This window comes from Halorubrum distributum JCM 13561 (assembly GCF_000337395.1).
Taxonomy (GTDB): domain Archaea; phylum Halobacteriota; class Halobacteria; order Halobacteriales; family Haloferacaceae; genus Halorubrum; species Halorubrum distributum.
In genome coordinates this window covers 32,709-49,923 of the sequence record NZ_AOJF01000034.1, presented here as the reverse complement: position 1 = coordinate 49,923, position 17,215 = coordinate 32,709, and the positions used below count along the sequence as shown (strand labels likewise).

Annotated in this window: 14 protein-coding genes; 10 read left to right on the top strand and 4 right to left on the bottom strand. The window is 65.3% G+C overall.

What is annotated here, in order from left to right:
- Positions 1-234: 234 nt before the first annotated feature.
- Entirely contained in the window at positions 235-741 is a 507-nt protein-coding gene (locus C470_RS15700; RefSeq protein WP_008366433.1) for an SWIM zinc finger family protein, read from the bottom strand.
- Positions 742-914: 173 nt separating this feature from the next.
- Between C470_RS15700 and C470_RS07660 the strand changes: the two genes are divergently transcribed.
- A complete protein-coding gene (locus tag C470_RS07660; RefSeq protein ID WP_008366431.1) occupies positions 915-1,160 on the top strand; it encodes a helix-turn-helix transcriptional regulator in 246 nt (81 codons plus the stop codon).
- 559 nt (positions 1,161-1,719) lie between these two features.
- Here the strand turns inward: C470_RS07660 and C470_RS15695 are convergent.
- Positions 1,720-3,726: a hypothetical protein gene (locus tag C470_RS15695; RefSeq protein ID WP_152418654.1), complete on the bottom strand. Its 2,007-nt coding sequence runs from the start codon at positions 3,724-3,726 to the stop codon at positions 1,720-1,722.
- A 227-nt stretch (positions 3,727-3,953) separates the two neighbouring features.
- Here C470_RS15695 and C470_RS15690 point away from each other — a divergent pair, with 227 nt between their 5' ends.
- Positions 3,954-4,640 carry a hypothetical protein gene (locus tag C470_RS15690; protein WP_152418653.1) on the top strand — a complete coding sequence of 229 codons (687 nt, stop codon included), beginning with the start codon at positions 3,954-3,956 and terminating at the stop codon, positions 4,638-4,640.
- 15 nt (positions 4,641-4,655) lie between these two features.
- Here C470_RS15690 and C470_RS07645 read toward each other — a convergent pair whose 3' ends face one another.
- A complete protein-coding gene (locus C470_RS07645) occupies positions 4,656-5,663 on the bottom strand; it encodes a tyrosine-type recombinase/integrase (protein WP_008366425.1) in 1,008 nt (335 codons plus the stop codon).
- Between the two features lie 542 nt (positions 5,664-6,205).
- Here C470_RS07645 and C470_RS16385 point away from each other — a divergent pair.
- The 5 genes from C470_RS16385 (at position 6,206) to C470_RS07625 (ending at position 12,099) form a co-directional block, all read left to right on the top strand.
- Entirely contained in the window at positions 6,206-6,334 is a 129-nt protein-coding gene (locus tag C470_RS16385; protein WP_004598741.1) for a hypothetical protein, read from the top strand.
- A 90-nt stretch (positions 6,335-6,424) separates the two neighbouring features.
- Positions 6,425-7,033, top strand: a complete 609-nt coding sequence (locus C470_RS07640; protein ID WP_008366423.1) for a MaoC family dehydratase — start codon at positions 6,425-6,427, stop codon at positions 7,031-7,033.
- A complete protein-coding gene (locus tag C470_RS07635; RefSeq protein ID WP_008366421.1) occupies positions 7,030-8,544 on the top strand; it encodes an acetyl-CoA hydrolase/transferase C-terminal domain-containing protein in 1,515 nt (504 codons plus the stop codon). The genes C470_RS07640 and C470_RS07635 overlap by 4 nt, the downstream gene beginning before the upstream one ends.
- 190 nt (positions 8,545-8,734) lie before the next feature.
- A complete protein-coding gene (locus C470_RS07630; RefSeq protein WP_007345839.1) occupies positions 8,735-9,760 on the top strand; it encodes a TAXI family TRAP transporter solute-binding subunit in 1,026 nt (341 codons plus the stop codon).
- A 74-nt stretch (positions 9,761-9,834) separates the two neighbouring features.
- The gene (locus tag C470_RS07625) at positions 9,835-12,099 is read left to right on the top strand and encodes a TRAP transporter permease (protein WP_008366419.1); all 2,265 of its coding nucleotides are present in this window, start codon (positions 9,835-9,837) and stop codon (positions 12,097-12,099) included.
- A gap of 488 nt (positions 12,100-12,587) precedes the next feature.
- Here C470_RS07625 and C470_RS07620 read toward each other — a convergent pair whose 3' ends face one another.
- Positions 12,588-13,835 carry an acyl-CoA dehydrogenase family protein gene (locus C470_RS07620; RefSeq protein ID WP_004598746.1) on the bottom strand — a complete coding sequence of 416 codons (1,248 nt, stop codon included), beginning with the start codon at positions 13,833-13,835 and terminating at the stop codon, positions 12,588-12,590.
- Between the two features lie 202 nt (positions 13,836-14,037).
- Here C470_RS07620 and C470_RS07615 point away from each other — a divergent pair, with 202 nt between their 5' ends.
- From C470_RS07615 to C470_RS07605, 3 genes are all read left to right on the top strand, one after another.
- On the top strand, positions 14,038-15,231 hold the full coding sequence (locus C470_RS07615; protein ID WP_004598747.1) for an MFS transporter: 1,194 nt from the start codon (positions 14,038-14,040) through the stop codon (positions 15,229-15,231).
- Between the two features lie 127 nt (positions 15,232-15,358).
- Positions 15,359-16,624, top strand: coding sequence for an MFS transporter (locus C470_RS07610; protein WP_008366417.1), 1,266 nt, complete (start codon positions 15,359-15,361; stop codon positions 16,622-16,624).
- A 122-nt stretch (positions 16,625-16,746) separates the two neighbouring features.
- A complete protein-coding gene (locus tag C470_RS07605) occupies positions 16,747-17,196 on the top strand; it encodes a universal stress protein (protein ID WP_004598749.1) in 450 nt (149 codons plus the stop codon).
- Positions 17,197-17,215 lie beyond the last annotated feature (19 nt).

Sequence of the window (17,215 nt, the reverse complement as noted above, 5' to 3'; positions counted from 1 at the left end):
TACTTGTTCTTTTTTAAAATTATGGGGCCGACTCCATTACAGAATCGGATGGAAATACTAACTGGGGTGTAGTACTGAGCGATCTGTGATTCATCTGTGCTAATCGATGCTTGAGTCCCCTGTACTGACCGGATCGGGGAAGGAATCGTATTGCGGTAGAACCGGCCGGCGAAGATGGACCGTTCTGGCGCTCCGGTATGCCGAGCAAAAGACCGCGGGCGGCGGGGTTCTATCCTATTCAGGAAGTTCGCGCGGGCCAGCGGCGTAGCAGTTGAAGCATGGGAGATCCGAGAGGCTGGCACATTCAGTACACTCGGTGTCAGTTGAATCGTCGGCCGGACTCCGACCGCCGTCAGCCTTCAATTTCTCCGAGGCGGTCGTCGTCGTGGTTGCCCCTGTCGGTCCGTGGTTCGGAGAGAACGCCCGCGCAGCTTCCAGTAGAGTCGGACCGCCAACCGTAGCCACGGCCAGCATGTGCTTTCCGACGCGCCCGTTCGGTCCGTGGTGGTACTCGAAACCGGGGCATGTACAGGAGACCGGCACGCCCTGCTCGTCAATCATGACTCGGTACGTGTGGTCCTCCGCGAGGTGGCCGTAACTTAGGTTGCGGACCTCGATCTCGAAAGGCGCGACAATCGTGAAGCTCCACTTGGACCAAGCGACGCGCTTTGCGGTTCTGTTGTCGAACGCGAGTTTCTCAAAAACGTTACTGCTTTCAACCGTGTCGGTGTTAATTTCCATCGGCTTTCTCCCACAGAAGGCCACCGTCCGGCGTCCTACCGCCGGGCGTTTCCGATACGCCCCGAGGGACGGGTCCTCCTTACCACTACCTACGTAGGAATAGGATATAGCTGTATCGGTTGCCCTCGAAGGAACTGGAAACGACTATCTGGTTCGGGAGAGAACCGCCCGATATGGCCGAGGACAATCGCAAGCGGTCAGACGACGGCACCTACTCCGAGACCGTCGCTCCCGAGGACGTACTGGCGCTGTTCACCGATGCCGAACCCCGGACCGCAACCGAGGTGGCGGACGAACTCGGGATCGTCCGTCGGACAGCCTTGAACAAGCTGAACGAACTGGCCGAGGAGGGCCGAATTCATAAGAAGAAGGTCGGCGGTCGGGCCGTCGTTTGGTGGGTTTCGGGCGACGAGAAGTGACCGGGCAGGGTAGCGTCAGACGGCCGAGGATGGCTCCTATGGGCTTCAAGAAACTGACTCGTATGGATGGGTTTCTCTCAATCAAAGACGTACCACGGGGCTCACCGGCAACGTGGTGGCGTATGTAGGGGTCGGCTCAAAGGCCCATGGATGGATTGTACGGCGTCCTGAAACCCGTTAGCATGGAAGGATCTCGTTTGTGGTCTGGCGCGCCCCACGGGCCTCACCGTAAACCCCGCGAGCGACAGAACCGCCCGGTGATTGTTCATCGGTTCGGGGGTGGGTTAGAACACGGTCAGGCCAGCCCTTCGCGTGACACGGAGTTACCCGAGAATTGCTGAGGCGATTTTCGGCCGACCCTATGGGATTCGTGGATGGCGAGCGGAACTGCTCACGGTCAGGGTGCGGGTGTCGACGGGCCTTCCCCTCGGGCCGTCCATGTGGGTAGTTGCGGTTGACTGCGACTTCAGCGGCGTTCTATCCCGGACACGGTCTTCCGGAAACTGTCTAAATTAGGCCTTTTTGGCGACCTTCCACGAAACCGGTGTCTGTCTCCTGATTAACGGGTCCCCGGCTGGTCCGAAATGACACTATTCGGACCATGAACGTAACCATCTCGATAGACCAGCATGCGCCCGTCAAATACATCCGGTTTCTGATATATGTATGCGCCCCCCGAGCCACTCCCTTCACCGCCCGGACGAGTATACGGAACCGTGTTCGACTCTCGAAGTTCTTGAAGACAGCCGCGGAGTCTCCTATTAGTCTTCTTGTCTTCCCCGTACCTACGCTCCACGGCCTCGAAAACGTCGCTGGACTTCCAGCTCCCCTCCGCGAGGTCTTCACGTATCACGGTTAAGACCTGCCCCATACCCTTTGACTGCTCCCATAATCTCGGGTGTAAGATCATCTGTTCCGGTTCAACCCACTCCGGAATCGCGGCCGTGTGTAAGTAGACGTGTGCCGGTTGCTGGTTGCGATTCGGTTCTCGGGCGAACCGCATGGCAACTTGTAGGACCTGATTCTCCCGAAGCGCCACCAGAATCGGGTCGCCGTCCTCGCCAAATGTCTTCCTCGATCCACGGAGAATCGTGCCGTTCTCTCCCTTCTCGGGCTTCAGCGACAGGCCAGCGAACGCACCCCACATCTGAATCCGCGGATGGCTCGGTTCGTTACATCCCGCCACAATACCGATCCGAATGTCGCTGAACTCGTTGCTCCCTTTCAGGTCTCCGTAGTGCCCTCGTACATCCACAAATTCGTCAAGTCCGTAGTCTTCGTAAACCTTGATCGCGCCCTTCGTGGATATGAATCCGAGCGGTCCCGCGTCCGTCTCCTGCTGTGCGATCCACCGGAATGCGAGCATGTCTTTCCGGGCGACTCGGTCATCATCAATATAATCAGAACTACCCTCGGGTCGTTGTCTGGTCAACGAGTCGGCTTTCCCGTAGGGTTTCGTGCTTTCCGAGGTCTGAATAAAGCGGATACCGAGACCATCTCGCAAGTACTTACGTCGGCCTTCGTCGTTCCCGTGGATCGACGCCAATTCGGTATCCTCGCCCAACAATATTCTCCATAGTCCGATTGAAGGAGTACCGTCAAGAGCGACGACGCCCCGAGCGAGAGTCTCGGTCGGTGGCTGACGGAGGATGTGTGCGTTCCCCCCGTTCATCGCAACACGGGCACTTGACCCGAGATCGGCCCGCCACCATCCGTTTTTTAACGGCTCCCGGGATAAGGCTGCCCACAGTAATGCCGGCGCGTTGGGGTCGTCCCTGTCAGTAGGCCCGGATAGCCCGGGATCGAACAAACTACCCCCGTTCTTTGCGATCCATGCGTCGATCAAGGATTGTTCATCGGAATCGAAGCCGGCGTGCGAAGCCACCTCGATTTCGTCGAATGTATCATACGGTAGCTCCGGTATCCGCCCAAGTAGGCCCGTAACCACGTCCTCGTAGCCCTCGATTGTGTTGATTATGTCTTCCTCGGGGAACTCGTCGAACGCGATATACCGGTCTTCGATGTACCTGCCTTCGGGAAATGGAAACTCAGGGTAGCTGGAGTAGACGTGAAGATAATGGCCCGCAATAACGTCGTAATCCGAAGCGTCGAACCCACGGTATCTCTCGACGTAGGGGCAGTCTCCGTCGGTCTGACAAGGAAGACCATCGTGATTTTTGTGGACTTGGAATGCGCTCCCATACTGCGCTAACAGCGTATCGAACTTTTTCTCCCAATCCGTGCCATCGGCCGGTACTTCCACGTCGCCACTATATTTCACACCGAGGGGGCAATCCCGACGTTGAGATGGAACGTGTCCGAAGGAAACACCGAACTCCTCGGCCCACTCCTCATATTGATCCCGTACATCGTGTCGACCGGTCAGGATCGTGAGTTGGTTTCCGGTCTGACTGGCCCATTCGACTACACCCCGACTCTTGCCGCTGGCTGGGAGCGCCTCAACGACGACAGGATGGTCTGCTTCGAATGCGTCTCGAATGGTGTCGTGGAGAGTAGACCGGACGGTTCTGACGACAGCAGGGAGTTCTGATTGAGTTGATGACATGGGTAGACCTCGGCCGGATCCGGATAGACCGAAGTCCACCGACAGCCGGCAAATGAAACACTCCCGCGGGCGAGAATGTTCGTATGCTAATGTCGGCCAGCCAAATTATAGCGTTTTCGTGACACGTGATGGCAGGCACCCCTCGTGAGTGGGACTTACAGGGGCCAAAACACCAAATAACTGATATTTGAACACTAATAATACCTCTTGCGGGATTAAACGGGGATATGGAAAAACCATATCAGCACATTTTGTACTATTCGCCGTCACACATCCAGCAGCTATTTTTTGATCGAATAGATGACAAGACACAAGTCACGAGACAAAAAGAATCGTGGGGAGCCTTGAAGGCTGGATTGAGTGCCTTTCTGCCGGGGAGCATAGGCGGCACGAAAGGGAATCGCAGGAAGGTCATGGAATCCGTGAATCAAAGTGAGGAATATATTCAGACCAAGCGAGTGGTTAATCACCTTCTTGAAGATGAGAACATACCTCGTTTGAAACAACTTGACCCAGACAATCTTTCCTCGCTGTATCGCTTTTCGTGCGAGTGCCAATTCTTGCCCAAAGATGGAAAGGGTACTGAGGACAAGCGGATGATCGAAATTGTTGGCAAGGAAGGTAGTATCGAGTTTAATGGACTCACATCGTATGAAAACTGGAGTTCTCTTAGTGATACTATGATGGCCATGGAAAATGAACTCCCATACCCTCTTGAAGGGATTGTACAAGTACGTGATATACAGGATCAAATGCTGAGAGAAGAACTTAATGGCGAATATACACTTGAACGAGCGACCTGCTTGGTCAACTTTGTTTTTGTCTGTCAATCAAACCGGGACGAGTTTCAAAAGTGGATGAACAGAAAATCTCTGGTAAATGAATACCATCAGCAAGGGTACGATAGCGAATAATACCCGGGTTTCAGATTAGATGTCCTTCAAATATTCCCTCCGCCGTTCGGCCTTCTCGTCGTGCGACCCCTTGTCGTAGTGCCGATCCAAGATCGACCCGCTCATGTTCACCCGATCGCCGGTCACGTCCTTCGGTTGCCCTGCGTTCCGTGCGGCCGTCACGTATCCCCGGCGAAGCGCGTGGGGGCTAACGGAACCCGGACACTTCGAGGCTTGGCCCCACCCGGTTGCCTGACACTCCTGCGGATCCTCGTTGAACGGGCAGGTTCCGCCGTTGTAGAAGCACGGTGACGTGGACAGGTAGACGTGCTTGGTGATGGTCGTTCGACTCGCCCGCCCGTGTGCCGTGGCTATCAGGGGGGTTCTATCGTAATCATCGGTCACGTCCGGGCGCGTGGTTTCGATGTAATCAGCGACCACTTCGGCGGTGTCCGGGGTAATGAACACGTCCCGCTCGCTGTCCAGTTTTCGCTTGAGTGGCGTCCGGGTTCCGGGCCGGTGTCGGATCTCGATCGCGGGCCGTCCCTCATCGAAGTCCTCCACGTCGAGCGCGCGGAGGCCGCTGATCCGCATCCCGCACTTCCAGAGGAGCAGGAAGACGACGTGCCGGGTGCTGGCGTAGTCGAACTTCGAGAGTCGATCCAAGATTGCCACGGCCTCCTCCCGCGTCACGAAGTCGTCGCACACTTCGTCCCCGGGCTTGACCTTCGTGACTTGGATCAGCTCGTGTAGTCTGGCGGGAACGGCCTGAATCGACTCGCAGAACTGGATGAAGTTCTTGACGATCCGCATGTCGTTCCGGCAGGTGATGGGCTTGACAGACCGCAGGCGGTGTTCCTCGAACCGGGCAATCGTGTCGCTGGTCACGTCGCGCATGTCGGCGGTTCCCTCGCTGTCGAGGAAGTCGAGGAACTGACTCAGGGTGGCGTCGTAGTTGTGGATCGTCTTGTCGGTGACGTGGCTACGCTTCTTGTTCAGGAATCGGGTCTTGGCGTCGGTCGGGGGTGTGGTCTTCAGATTCATCGCTGATGCCAGTCACCCGTAATCGGCCTCCTCGCATGGTTCTACCCCGGAGTTCAAATCCCCGCGAGTCCATAATTTTGCGCCGCGAGCAATGTCGCGAGCGGCGCAAATCTGTAACGAGCGCGGATTTGAACCCTACCAGTCGCGCGCAGCGAGCGAAGCGAGCGAGCACGTCTGGTTCTGGTTCAAATCCCCGCGAGTCCACTCCTGCGCTCACTTCGTTCGCTTAGTCGTTCGCTCGCGTGGTCCCACTCGCTCACTCCGTTCGCTCGCGTGGTCCCACTCGCTCACTCCGTTCGCTCGCGTGGTCCCACTCGCTCNGTGGTCCCACTCGCTCACTCCGTTCGCTCGCGTGGTCCCACTCGCTCACTCCGTTCGCTCGCGTGGTCCCACTCGCTCACTCCGTTCGCTCGCGGGACCCCCGCGAGTCCATAATTTTGCGCCGCGAGCAGCGAGCGAGCACGTTTGGTTCCGGTCAAGATCCAGCGAGTCCACTTCCTCCGTTGGAAGCGATTAAATACTCTCGGCTAATCCCTCCGCGTATGGGCGTCTCCGAGATACTCGAGGGCACGAACCTCACGCACCGTCAGATGGGGGTCATCATGGTCGCGTGGATCCTGTTGGTCTCGATCGCCGCAGTCGGGATGTTGCTGTACACCTCCTCGATATAGCGCCGGCGACGGCGTCGGCCGCGAGCGACCGATCCGGCGGACGGGGCCGCGAGCGCAACCCTCTTTTAGTCGTTCGTTGTCGGGGTCGGTATGGCACGCGACAGCGACGCACACGACGGTGACGGGGCCGAGGCGGACGGCGGCGACGCGGGAGAGACGGACCGCCGACTCGTCGGCGGCTGGGAGGGACGCTACTACGAGGACTTCGAGGTGGGGGACGTGTACAAACACCCCTACGGGCGGACGGTGACCGAGACGGACAACGTCTGGTTCACAAACCTCTCGATGAACCTCAACCCGATGCACTTCAACGAGGCGTACGCCGCCGAGACGGAGTTCGGCGAGCGGCTCGTCGACGGCACCTTCGTCATCGCGCTGGCGGTCGGGATGAGCGTCATCGACGTCAGCGCCAACGCCACCGCGAACCTCGGCTACGACGAGATCCGCCACCACGCGCCGGTCTTCCACGGCGACACGCTGTTCGCGGAGTCCGAAGTGATCGAGAAGCGGGAGTCCTCCTCCCGGGACCACGTCGGCATCGTCACCACGGAGCTGCGCGCGTACAACCAGAACGACGAGCTCGTGCTCTCCCTGGAGCGCACGCCGATGGTGCTGAAGCGCTCGCACGCGCAGCCGAGCGCCGCGCAGCCGACTGGCTGGCCCGAGGGGATCGGCACCCAGCCGGAGGACCTGGAGTGACGCCCGCGCCGTCCGGCCCCGCGGCGCCGACGCTCGAGGATCCGGTCCCGGCGACGCGGCTCGGCGGCGACCTGCCGTTCGCCTCCCCCGAGGAGGCGGCCGCGCTCGTCCCCGCCACCGCCACGCTACTCGTCTCCGGGTTCGGCGGCGTCGGCTACCCGAAGCTCGTCCCCGAAGCGATCGCCGCGGCCGACGAGGAGCGCGAGCTCACCGTGGTCTCCGGCGGCGGCGTCGGCGACGAGATCGACCGCGACCTCGTCGAGTCCGGCGACATGGCCCGCCGCTACCCGTTCGTCCCGAACGAGACCTCCCGCGGGGCGGCCAACGACGGCCGGCTCGCCTTCCACGACCGTCACATCTCGCGGCTCGCCGACGAGGTGCGGTTCGGCGGGCTTCGCGCGGGGATGCGCGGCGAGACGATAGCGGTCGTCGAGGCGGTCGCGGTCGGCCCCGACTGGCTCGTCCCCTCCACGTCCATCGGACACACGCCCGCGTACGTGGGCGCGGCCGACCGGATCGTGGTGGAGGTGAACCGCGCGCAGCCGCTCGACCTCGCCCGCGTCCACGACGTCCACGTCCGCGACGACCCGCCGAACCGGTCGCCGATCCCCCTCGACGACCCCCTCGGCGAGACGGGCGGGCCGGCGGTCCGGTTCGACCCCGAGAAGCTCGCCGCGGTCGTCGAGACGGACCGGCCGGACGACCCCTACGAGTTCCGCGAGGTCTCCGCGACCGACGAGGCGATCGCGGCGAACCTCGGCGAGTTCCTGGAGGCGGAACTCGACCGCAACCCCCTGCTCGCCGACGCGGTGAACCTCCAGTTCGGCGTCGGCAGCCTGGGCAACGCCCTGATGGGCGCGCTCGCGGACGTCGACTTCGGCGACCGCGACGTGGCGTACGTGGGCGAGGTCGTTCAGGACGGCCTCCTCGACATGCTCGACGCGGGCGACCTCCGGGGCGCGAGCGCCACCTCGCTGGCGCTGTCGAGCGAAGGCCAAGAGCGCCTGTTCGCGGACGTCGAGCGCTACGCCGAGGACGTGGTGTTGCGGCCGGCGGACGTCTCGAACGCGCCGGAGCTCATCGACCGGTTCGGCGTCGTCGGCGTCAACAGCGCCGTCGAGGTCGACCTGTACGGCAACGTGAACGCGACCCACATCGGCGGCACCCGCGTCGTCAACGGGATCGGCGGCGGCGGCGACTTCGCGCGCAACTGCCGGCTCGGCGTCGTCGCGCTCCCCTCGACGGCGGTCGGCGGCGACGTCTCGCGGGTCGTCCCGCTGACGCCGCACGTCGACCACTCCGAACACGACGCGAGCGTGGTCGTCACCGAACACGGCGTCGCCGACCTCCGGGGGCGCTCGCCTCGCGAGCGCGCGGAGGAGCTGATCGCGGTGGCCGACCCCTCGTTCCGCGAGGACCTCGAGGCGTACCGCGCGCGAGCGGACGACGGCGGCGGCAACACGCCGCACCATCTCCCCTCGGCGTTCTCATGGAACTCGACTGATACGTGATCGAGGGCGATCCGTTTTTCCAACTCGTAAGCGGTGAAAAAACACGGAAAGTAACTCGCTCCGTAGTATCGTTTCCCGGCCGATCCCCTCGCTTTCCGTCAATTCTCGGGTGCGACGATACCCTTTTACCAATCCACAGTATTGCTGAATCTACATGGTAGATAGTGACAAGACGACTCGACGCGACGTTGTGAAGGGCGCGGCCGCGATGGGCGCCGTCGGACTCGCCGGCTGTTCCGGCGGCGACGGCGGCGACGGCGGCGACGGCAGCGGCGACGTGACGGTCACCATCGGCGGGACGTCGACCGGCAGTTCGACGCAGGCGGCGGGGCAGGCGCTCGCCCGCGCCGCCTCCCAGCACAGCGACTTCCTCAACATCTCCGTCCAGGAGACGCAGGGCTGGACGGCGAACCTCTACGCGTACGACAGCGGCGACATCCCGGCGATGGGCGTCGACAACAACTCGCTGTCGAAGGCGCTCAACGAGGAGGGCCCGTTCGCCGACGACCCGGTCGACACGCTCCCCGACCAGGGGTTCCTGTTCACCTCGCTGCAGATCCACTGGGTCGGCTTGGAGAGCAGCGACGTCGAGTCCGTCGCGGACCTCCGCGAGGGCGGGTACACGATCTACCCGATCCAGCCCGGCTTCGGGACGCGGCTGCTCACCGAGGAGATCCTCAAGGAGGCCGGCATGTGGGAGCCGAACGAGATCCTCAACGTCGACACCGGCGACATCCCGGGCGCCGTCGAGGAGGGGCGCGTCGACGCGCTCTGCCTGTACGGCGCCAACGGCGTCAACCTCTCGGGTTGGTGCCAGGAGGTCGACGTGCGCAGCGGCGGCGGCCTGAACCTGCTGGAGGTCGACGACGAGTTCCGCTCGGTCATCGAAGATCACCCCGGCGCGATCCTCGAGGAGATCGACCCGTACGGCTACGAGCAGGAGGTCACCGCCTACACCGACACGATGACGACTTGGTCGCTCGCCGGCCAGTGGGCGTTCAGCCCCGACATCCCGGCCCGCGCGACCGAGGAGATCTGCCGTCTCGCCATCGAACACGAGGAGACGCTCCGCGAGTCCGACCCGACGACCCTGGAGTACTCGCCCGAAGCGATGACCCAGACGGTTATCCCCGACATCGACATCCACGCCGGCGTGGCGAACTTCTTCGAGGACAACGACGTCTGGGACGACTCCTGGAGCCGCGGCGACGAGTAACCCCCTGACCGACGAGCGGCACCGCGCGGAAACCGCCACTTTCACCCGTAACACACGCCCCACCCTTCCGACGGATGGCCACTAACCCAGACACACCGACCGATCCGACCGATCCGCCAGACGACCCGGTACCCGAGGACAGCCTGCTCGGCGACGAGGAACCCCTCGACCTCGCCGACGGCGACCGCGGGAGCAAACAGCTCTGGCTGTACCTCCTCTCGCTGCCGTTTTGGGTGCTCGTCGTCTTCGGTCCCACCGTCGTCGCGCCCGCGCTTCTCGGCGCCGAAATCGACGGCTCGGCGACGATCGTCGGCGTCGTCGGCGTGATCGGTGTCGCCGGGATCGCCGGGCTGATCCTCTGGCTCGGCTCCGGCATCGAAGAGCGGCTCCGCATGGCGCTCATCTCCTACTCGATCCCGTTCTGGATGATCGTCATGTGGTACTCGTACACCCAGCAGATGCCCCGCGGGCAGTACGCGGTCGCGTTCCTCGGCGGCATCCTCGCGCTGTACGTAATCTCCGAGCTCGACGAGCCGCTGATCGAGGGCAACTGGATCGAGACGGGGCTGCTCGTCGTCTCCGGGCTGATCACGCTCGGCACGAGCGGCTACCTCTTCCTGAACTACCAGCAGGTCGCGATCGACACGGTCGGGCGCGCGACGGAGGCGCAGATCGCGATGGCGTTCGCGTTCACGCTCGCGATGATCTACCTCACGTGGCGCTCGTTCGGGATCACCTTCCTCGCGGTCGTGCTCATCGGCATCGGCTACGGGCTGACGGGGCCGTACATGCCCGGTGCCCTGAGTCACGGCGGCCTGAGCCCCTCGCGTATCCTCCGGATCCTCGTGGTGAGCGTCGACGGGTTCTACGGCTTCCTCACTCGGTTGGTGGCCGCGTGGATCGCCTTATTCCTGCTGTACGCGGGGCTGTTGAAAGCGTACGGCGCGTTCGACCTCATCCTCCGGCTGGCGGTCCGCTCGGCGAAGTACGTCGACTCGGGGATCGCCCAGACCGCGGTCATCGCGAGCGCGGTCATCGGCTCCGTCAACGGGAGCCAGACCGCCAACGCCGGGATGACCGGCTCGTTCACCATCCCGCTGATGAAAGAGAACGGGATCAAACCGGAGACCGCCGGCGGGATCGAGGCGGTCGCGTCGACCGCCGGACAGGTGCTACCGCCCGTGATGGGCGCGGGGGCGTTCATCATGGCGTCGCTCATCACCGGCGTCACCTACGTGGACGTCATCATCGCCGGGCTGATCCCGGCCGCAGTACTCGTCGTCTCGATCGCGATGGCCGTCCACTACGTGGCGGCGCCGCAGATCGACGACCCCGAGATGGACGGCCTCATCAACGAGAGCATGGACCGCCGGACGATGGTCCTGGAGTCGGTGAAGTACGGCATCCCGCTTCTAATCTTAATCTACGTGCTGGGCGTGCTCCAGTACACGGTGATGACGGCGGCGCTGTACACCGCGCTCTCGATGATCGTCTTCGGGATCGGCATCCCGCAGATCCAGGCGGCCCTCGACGGCGAGAGCAACCGCGAGGCGCTCGTCGACACGCTCGAACAGACGGTCGACGGCTTCCGCGAGGGCGTGATCGTCGTCGCGCCGGTGACGATCATCCTCGCGGCGATCAACGGCGTCGTCGACATCCTGATGGCGACGGGCGTCCCGACCGCCATCTCGCTCACGCTGCTCGACCTCTCGGGCGGCATCGCCATCGTCGCGTTCGTGCTGGCGATGATCATCTGTATCATCCTCGGCCTCGGCATGCCGACGACGGCCGCCTACACGGTCGTGGCGCTGCTCGTCGCGCCGACGCTGATCAGCCAGTTCGCGGTGCCCGAGTTCGCGGCGCACTTCTTCGTGTTCTACGCCGCCATCCTGGCGGGGCTGACGCCGCCGATCGCGACCTGCGTCGCGGTCACCTGCGGCATCTCCGGCGGCGGGTTCTGGGGGAGCTGTAAGGAGGCGCTGCGCATCTCCGCGCCGCTGTTCGTCCTCCCCTTCGCGTTCGCCTACCACCCCGAGCTCGTCTCCGGGACGTTCAACTACGCGTCGCTGTCGGCCGGCGCGCTCGCGATGCTCGGTTCGATCGCGATCATCCACGGGATCAACTACCAGTTCGTGTTCGGCCGCGGACAGACCTTCGGGCTGCGGATCGCCTTCTTCGTCGCCGGCGTGGTGGCGATGGTCCATCCGATGCAGATCGTTCAGGTGGGGGCGCTGGCCGCCGTCCTCGCGCTGTACGTGCTCCAGACGGTGATCGGCCGGCCGAACCCCCTTCGCACGCTGCGCGGCGCGGCCGGGACGCTGTCCGGTCGGAAGCGGTAGGGGACGCGATTCGTCGGGGGATTTTTTTCGGTCGGCTGACGCGGCGACCTCGACTTCGTTCACTCCGTCGTTATGAATCAACGACTCGGATTGCCGGTAGACACCGCCAAAGCTCCAGTCGATTATTTATAAACAGTTGATCACGATCGGCGGAGAACACCGTCAAAGCCCCAGCCACGAGGACGGCGCACACTCGTTGCGCTCCTCGTTACTCGCTGCGCTCGTTCCTGCGGTGCTTACGTCGTCTGCGCCGTCCTCGCGGCTGCCCCTTTGCGTCCCGCCCCGCATAGCACCGCAGCCTCACACCTCCCCAGCCTCGTCGCTCACTTCGTTCGCGACTCCCTCGCGCGTGCTGCTCGGCCGCGGTGCGGCCTCGCAGGCACGCGCCACGGCGCGCTATTTATAAATGGCAGTCGCTCTCCACCGGCTGTCATTTAAAACCGTACGTCACCGATATCGGTCGCCTCCGGGGCTCGCCTCGGGCTCGGTCAGTACGATCGCGGGAGGTCGAGGACGCGCTCGCCGAGGTAGTTCAGGGCGAGCTGCTGGGTGACGGGGACGAGCCGCGTCAGGCGGGCCTCGCGGAAGTAGCGCTCCACGTCGTACTCGCGGGCGACGCCGAAGCCGCCGTGGGTCTGGACCGCGGCGTCGGCCGCCTCGAACGCGGCCTCCGCGGCCAGGTACTTCGCGACGTTCGCCTCCGCGCCGGCCTCGGTGCGCTCGAGGTCGTCGAGGCGGTCGGCGGCGCTGTAGATCACCTTCTTGGCCGCGAGCAGGTCGGCGTACGCCTCCGCGAGCGGGTGCTGGACCGCCTGGTTGGCGCCGATGGGGCCGCCGAACACCTCGCGCTCGTTCGCGTACTCGATGCCGCGTTCGAGGGCGACCTCGCCGAGCCCCAGGCACTCGGCGGCGATCACCAGCCGCTCCTCGTTGAGCCCGTCGAGGACCTGGTAGAAGCCGCGCCCCTCCTCGCCGATCAGGTTGCGCGCGGGGACCCGGAGGTCGTCGAAGTACAGCTGGTAGGAGTGGACCGCGCGGCTCGCGGTCTTCGGGATGCGCTCGATCTCCAGGCCGTTCCCGTAGGCGTCCTCGAGGTCGACGAGGATCATCGAGATGCCGCGGGTGCGCTTCTCGACCTCCTCGCGGGGGGTGGTCCGCGCCATCAGGAGGAGGTAGTCGCTGTCCTCGACGCGGGAGATCCACACCTTCTCGCCGTTGACCACGTACTCGTCGCCGTCGCGCTCCGCGGCGGTGCCGCTCCGGTCCGAGGCGCGTGGCGCCTCGCGCTCCGCCGACGTCTCCATCGCCGTCGAGTCCGACCCGGCGTTCGGCTCGGTGAGGCCGAACGCCTGGATGCGGGCGTCGCCGTCGGCGACCCGCGGCAGCAGGTCCTCCTTCAGCTCCTCGTCGGCGTACTTCACGATCGGGACGGAGTTGTAGATCCCGCCGTGGATCGACTGCGGGCCGGCGAAGCCGCCGCCGCTCGCGGCGATCTCCTCCATCATCACCACGGCCTCGCTCGTCGACATCCCCACGCCGCCGTACTCCTCGGGCACGAGCATGCCGAGCCAGCCGTCCTCGGCGAGCGCGTCGACGAACTCCGTCGGGTACGTCGCCGTCCGATCGCGCTCGCGCCAGTACTCGTCGCCGAAGTCGGCGCACAGATCGCGGATGCTGCGCCGCACGAGCGACTGCTGTTGGGTGAGCTCGACGGAGTCCCGCCAGTCCTGTGTCATGGTTTCTCCCTCCCGGTCGCGGCTCATAAGGATTCGTGAGCGGGCAACCGGGCCGGCCTCCTTCCGCGGCCGCGACCGGCTCGATTGCCGGGATGCGACCGGCTCGATTGCCGGGATGCGACCGGCTCGATTACCGGGACGGCGCCGGCCCGGTTGCCGCGACGGCACCGCTTATGAACGGGGACGTGGTGGCTGCTGGTGGATGGACCGCTCCTACTGGCGCACCGTCTCGCTGGTGACGCTCTGGCAGGTGTCCGCGAGCATCTGTTACTACACCGTCTTCGCAGCGACGACGTTCTTCCGCGACGAGTTCGGCCTCTCTCGGTTTCAGGTCGGGCTCGTCGTCACGACGCTCACCCTCGGCTACGCCCTGTTCCTGCTGCCGGTGGGAGCGATAACCGACCGCGTCGGCGAGCGCAGGACCCTCTCTTTGGGCCTCGTCGGCCTCGCCGCGGGGATGGTGCTGGTCGCCGGCGCGCCCTCCTACGCGCTCCTCCTCGTCGCCGTCTTCCTGCTCGGCTCCGTCTACAGCACCGCGATGCCGGGGACGAACAAGGCGGTGTACGACAGCGTCCAGCCCGGCCGACAGAACACCGCGATGGGGATCAAACAGGTCGGCGTCACCGGCGGCAGCGGGATCAGCGCCCTGCTCGTCACCGGGCTCGCGGGCTACCTCTTCTGGCAGGCCGGCTTCCTGATCGCCGCGGGGTTCGGCCTCGTCGTCGCGGTCGTCTTCGGCGTCTTCTACCGCGGCGCCGGCGGCGGGTCCGCGAGCCGGCCGGACCTCCGCGGGCTGGCGGGCAACCGGCCGTACGTGCTGCTCGTCGTCGCCGGGCTGTTCCTCGGCGCGGCGCTTTTCACGACCACCGGCTACACCGTGCTCTACGTCGAGGAGTCCGTCGGCGCGTCGGTCGCGTTCGCCGGCACCGTGCTGGCGATCGTCCAGCTGTTCGGCAGCGGCGGCCGGCTCCTCGGCGGGTGGCTCTCCGACCACCTCCCCGGCGAGCCCCAGACCCGGATCGGCGCCATCCTCCTCGTCCAGACCGTCGCGAGCGCGGGTCTGTTCCTCGTGGTCGCGCGGACCTCGACGGCGGCGACCGCCGCGGTCGCGTTCGCCGCGCTCGGCTTCTTCGTCCTCGGCTTCACGGGCGTCTACTACTCCGTCATGGCGACGCTCGTCCCGGCCGACCAGATGGGGAGCGCGACCGCCGGCTGTCAGGTCGCCCTGACCTCCGGGGCGCTGTTCGCCCCGCCCGCGTTCGGCTACCTCGCGGACACGGCGACTTACCGCGCGAGCTGGACGCTGCTCGCGGGGATCTGTCTCGTCGCCGCCGTCATCGTCGTCGCCGTCATCCGCGCCGAGCCGCCGGTCGGCGAGACGGCGATGGCCGAGTAGCCCGGCCGCTGCGCCGGTCGGCGCGGCGCCGCCTCTGAGCGACCGGCCGAGCCGCCGCCCCCGACTCTCGGCAACCGCGGCGGCTACCCCCGACGTTATCAGCCGACCCGACGAACCCCGGACCCACATGGACGCCGCCGAGCGCCGGATCGTCAAATTCACCGCGGGGTCGCACGGGCTCGTCCACACCTACGAGCTGTCGATCCCGATCCTGTTGACGGTGTGGGTCGGGGAGTTCTCGACGACCGCCGCCGCGCTCGGCGTCGTCGTCACGCTCGGCTACGGGCTGTTCGGCGTCGGCGCGCTGCCGGGCGGGGTCCTGGTCGACCGCTTCGGGTCGAAGCCGCTCATCCTCGCCTGCCTCGCGGGGATGGCGGGCTCGTTCCTCCTCGTGAGCGTCGCGCCGACGCTCCCCGTCCTCGCCGCGGCGATCGCGATATGGGGGCTCACCGCCAGCGTCTATCACCCGGCGGGGCTGTCGCTGCTCTCGAAGTCGATCGACCGGCGCGGGACCGCGCTCGGCTACCACGGGATCGGCGGCAACCTCGGCATCGCGCTCGGCCCCCTGGCGACCGCGCTGCTGCTCTTAGCGTTCGACTGGCGGCTGGTGACGGCGGCGCTCGCGTTCCCGGCGGTCGTCGTCGCCGCGTACGGCGTCACCGTGGACGTGGACGCGGCGCTTTCGCCGGGCGAGGTCGATGAGGCGGGTTCGGCCGACGACTCGTCCGGCGGGACGAAGGGCGAGGTCTCGCTGTCGTCGATCGCGACGGACACGCGCGTCCTGATCGCCGGCGGCTTCCTCGTCGTGTTCGCGTTCGTCACGTTCAGCGGGCTCTACTACCGGACGTTCCTCACGTTCCTGCCTGACCTCCTCGGAGACGTGCTCGGCGGCCTCGTCGACGTCCAGCTCGTCGACCCGTCGAGCCCGTACGCCGACCAGTTCGACGTGGGCCGGTACCTCTACGTCGCGGTCCTCACCGTCGGCGTCTTCGGCCAGTACCTCGGCGGGCGGATCGCCGACCGCGTCCCGCCGGAGCGAGGCCTGGTCGCGGTGATGGGCGTCCTGTCGGCGCTCGCGCTGCTCTTCGTCCCGGCGACCGGCGGGGTCGCCACGTTCCTCGCGGTGTCGCTCGCACTCGGCGTCGCGCTGTTCACGGTCCAGCCGCTCTCGCAGGCGACGGTCGCGGCGTACTCGCCGAGCGAGGCGCGCGGCCTCTCGTTCGGCTACACGTACGTCGGGATCTTCGGGATCGGCGCGCTCGGCTCCACGCTGGCCGGGACGGTCCTCACCCGCGCCGGCCCCCGGGAGCTGTTCGTCGTCTTAGCCGGCATCGCGGCGCTCGGCGCGCTGTCGGCGACCGCGGTCGCACGGTTCGCGACGCGTCGGGACTGACCCGGGCCCGCCGGTCGCTCTGCCGGGCAGCGCCTCCGCGCACGACTCGCCGACCGCGCGGCGTTCGCGGGCGCTCGGATCCGGCGGGGGTATTTAAGAGGGGCGACGTTCAACCCCGTCGCATGTACAACGTCCTGTTGCCGGTCGACATCGAGACGGACCGCGCGCTCTCGCAGGTCGACATCCTCGAATCGCTCCCGGCCGACGCGGCCGAGATCGAGGTCACGCTCCTGCACGTGTACGAGTCCGTCGACGCGCCCGCCGACGAGGCGGGCTCGTCCGTGATCGACGACATCAACGAGTCGATCGAGGACCTCCGCGGGATCCCCGACTCGCTGGAGGCCGTGGAGGCGCGGCTCGACGAGCTCGGGATCGCCCACGCCCGCGAGCTCCACGTCGGCGACGCCGCGGACGCGATCCTCGCGGTCGGCGGCGACCGCGACGTCGACGCGATCGTACTCGGGATGCGCAAGCGTTCGCCGGTCGGAAAGGCGCTGTTCGGCAGCGTCAGCCAGTCGGTCATCCTCAACGCCGACCGCCCGGTGATCGTCGGAAAGCCCTCCGACGACTGAGCGGCTCGCCCGCTCACTC

Coding starts and splice junctions, on each gene's coding strand:
- C470_RS07640 (WP_008366423.1), top strand. CDS start 6,425: ATGGCACGCGACAGCGACGCACACGACGGTGACGGGGCCGAGGCGGAC.
- C470_RS07610 (WP_008366417.1), top strand. CDS start 15,359: ATGGACGCCGCCGAGCGCCGGATCGTCAAATTCACCGCGGGGTCGCAC.
- C470_RS16385 (WP_004598741.1), top strand. CDS start 6,206: ATGGGCGTCTCCGAGATACTCGAGGGCACGAACCTCACGCACCGTCAG.
- C470_RS15700 (WP_008366433.1), bottom strand. CDS start 741: ATGGAAATTAACACCGACACGGTTGAAAGCAGTAACGTTTTTGAGAAA.
- C470_RS07625 (WP_008366419.1), top strand. CDS start 9,835: ATGGCCACTAACCCAGACACACCGACCGATCCGACCGATCCGCCAGAC.
- C470_RS07605 (WP_004598749.1), top strand. CDS start 16,747: ATGTACAACGTCCTGTTGCCGGTCGACATCGAGACGGACCGCGCGCTC.
- C470_RS15695 (WP_152418654.1), bottom strand. CDS start 3,726: ATGTCATCAACTCAATCAGAACTCCCTGCTGTCGTCAGAACCGTCCGG.
- C470_RS07660 (WP_008366431.1), top strand. CDS start 915: ATGGCCGAGGACAATCGCAAGCGGTCAGACGACGGCACCTACTCCGAG.
- C470_RS07620 (WP_004598746.1), bottom strand. CDS start 13,835: ATGACACAGGACTGGCGGGACTCCGTCGAGCTCACCCAACAGCAGTCG.
- C470_RS07615 (WP_004598747.1), top strand. CDS start 14,038: ATGGACCGCTCCTACTGGCGCACCGTCTCGCTGGTGACGCTCTGGCAG.
- C470_RS07645 (WP_008366425.1), bottom strand. CDS start 5,663: ATGAATCTGAAGACCACACCCCCGACCGACGCCAAGACCCGATTCCTG.
- C470_RS15690 (WP_152418653.1), top strand. CDS start 3,954: ATGGAAAAACCATATCAGCACATTTTGTACTATTCGCCGTCACACATC.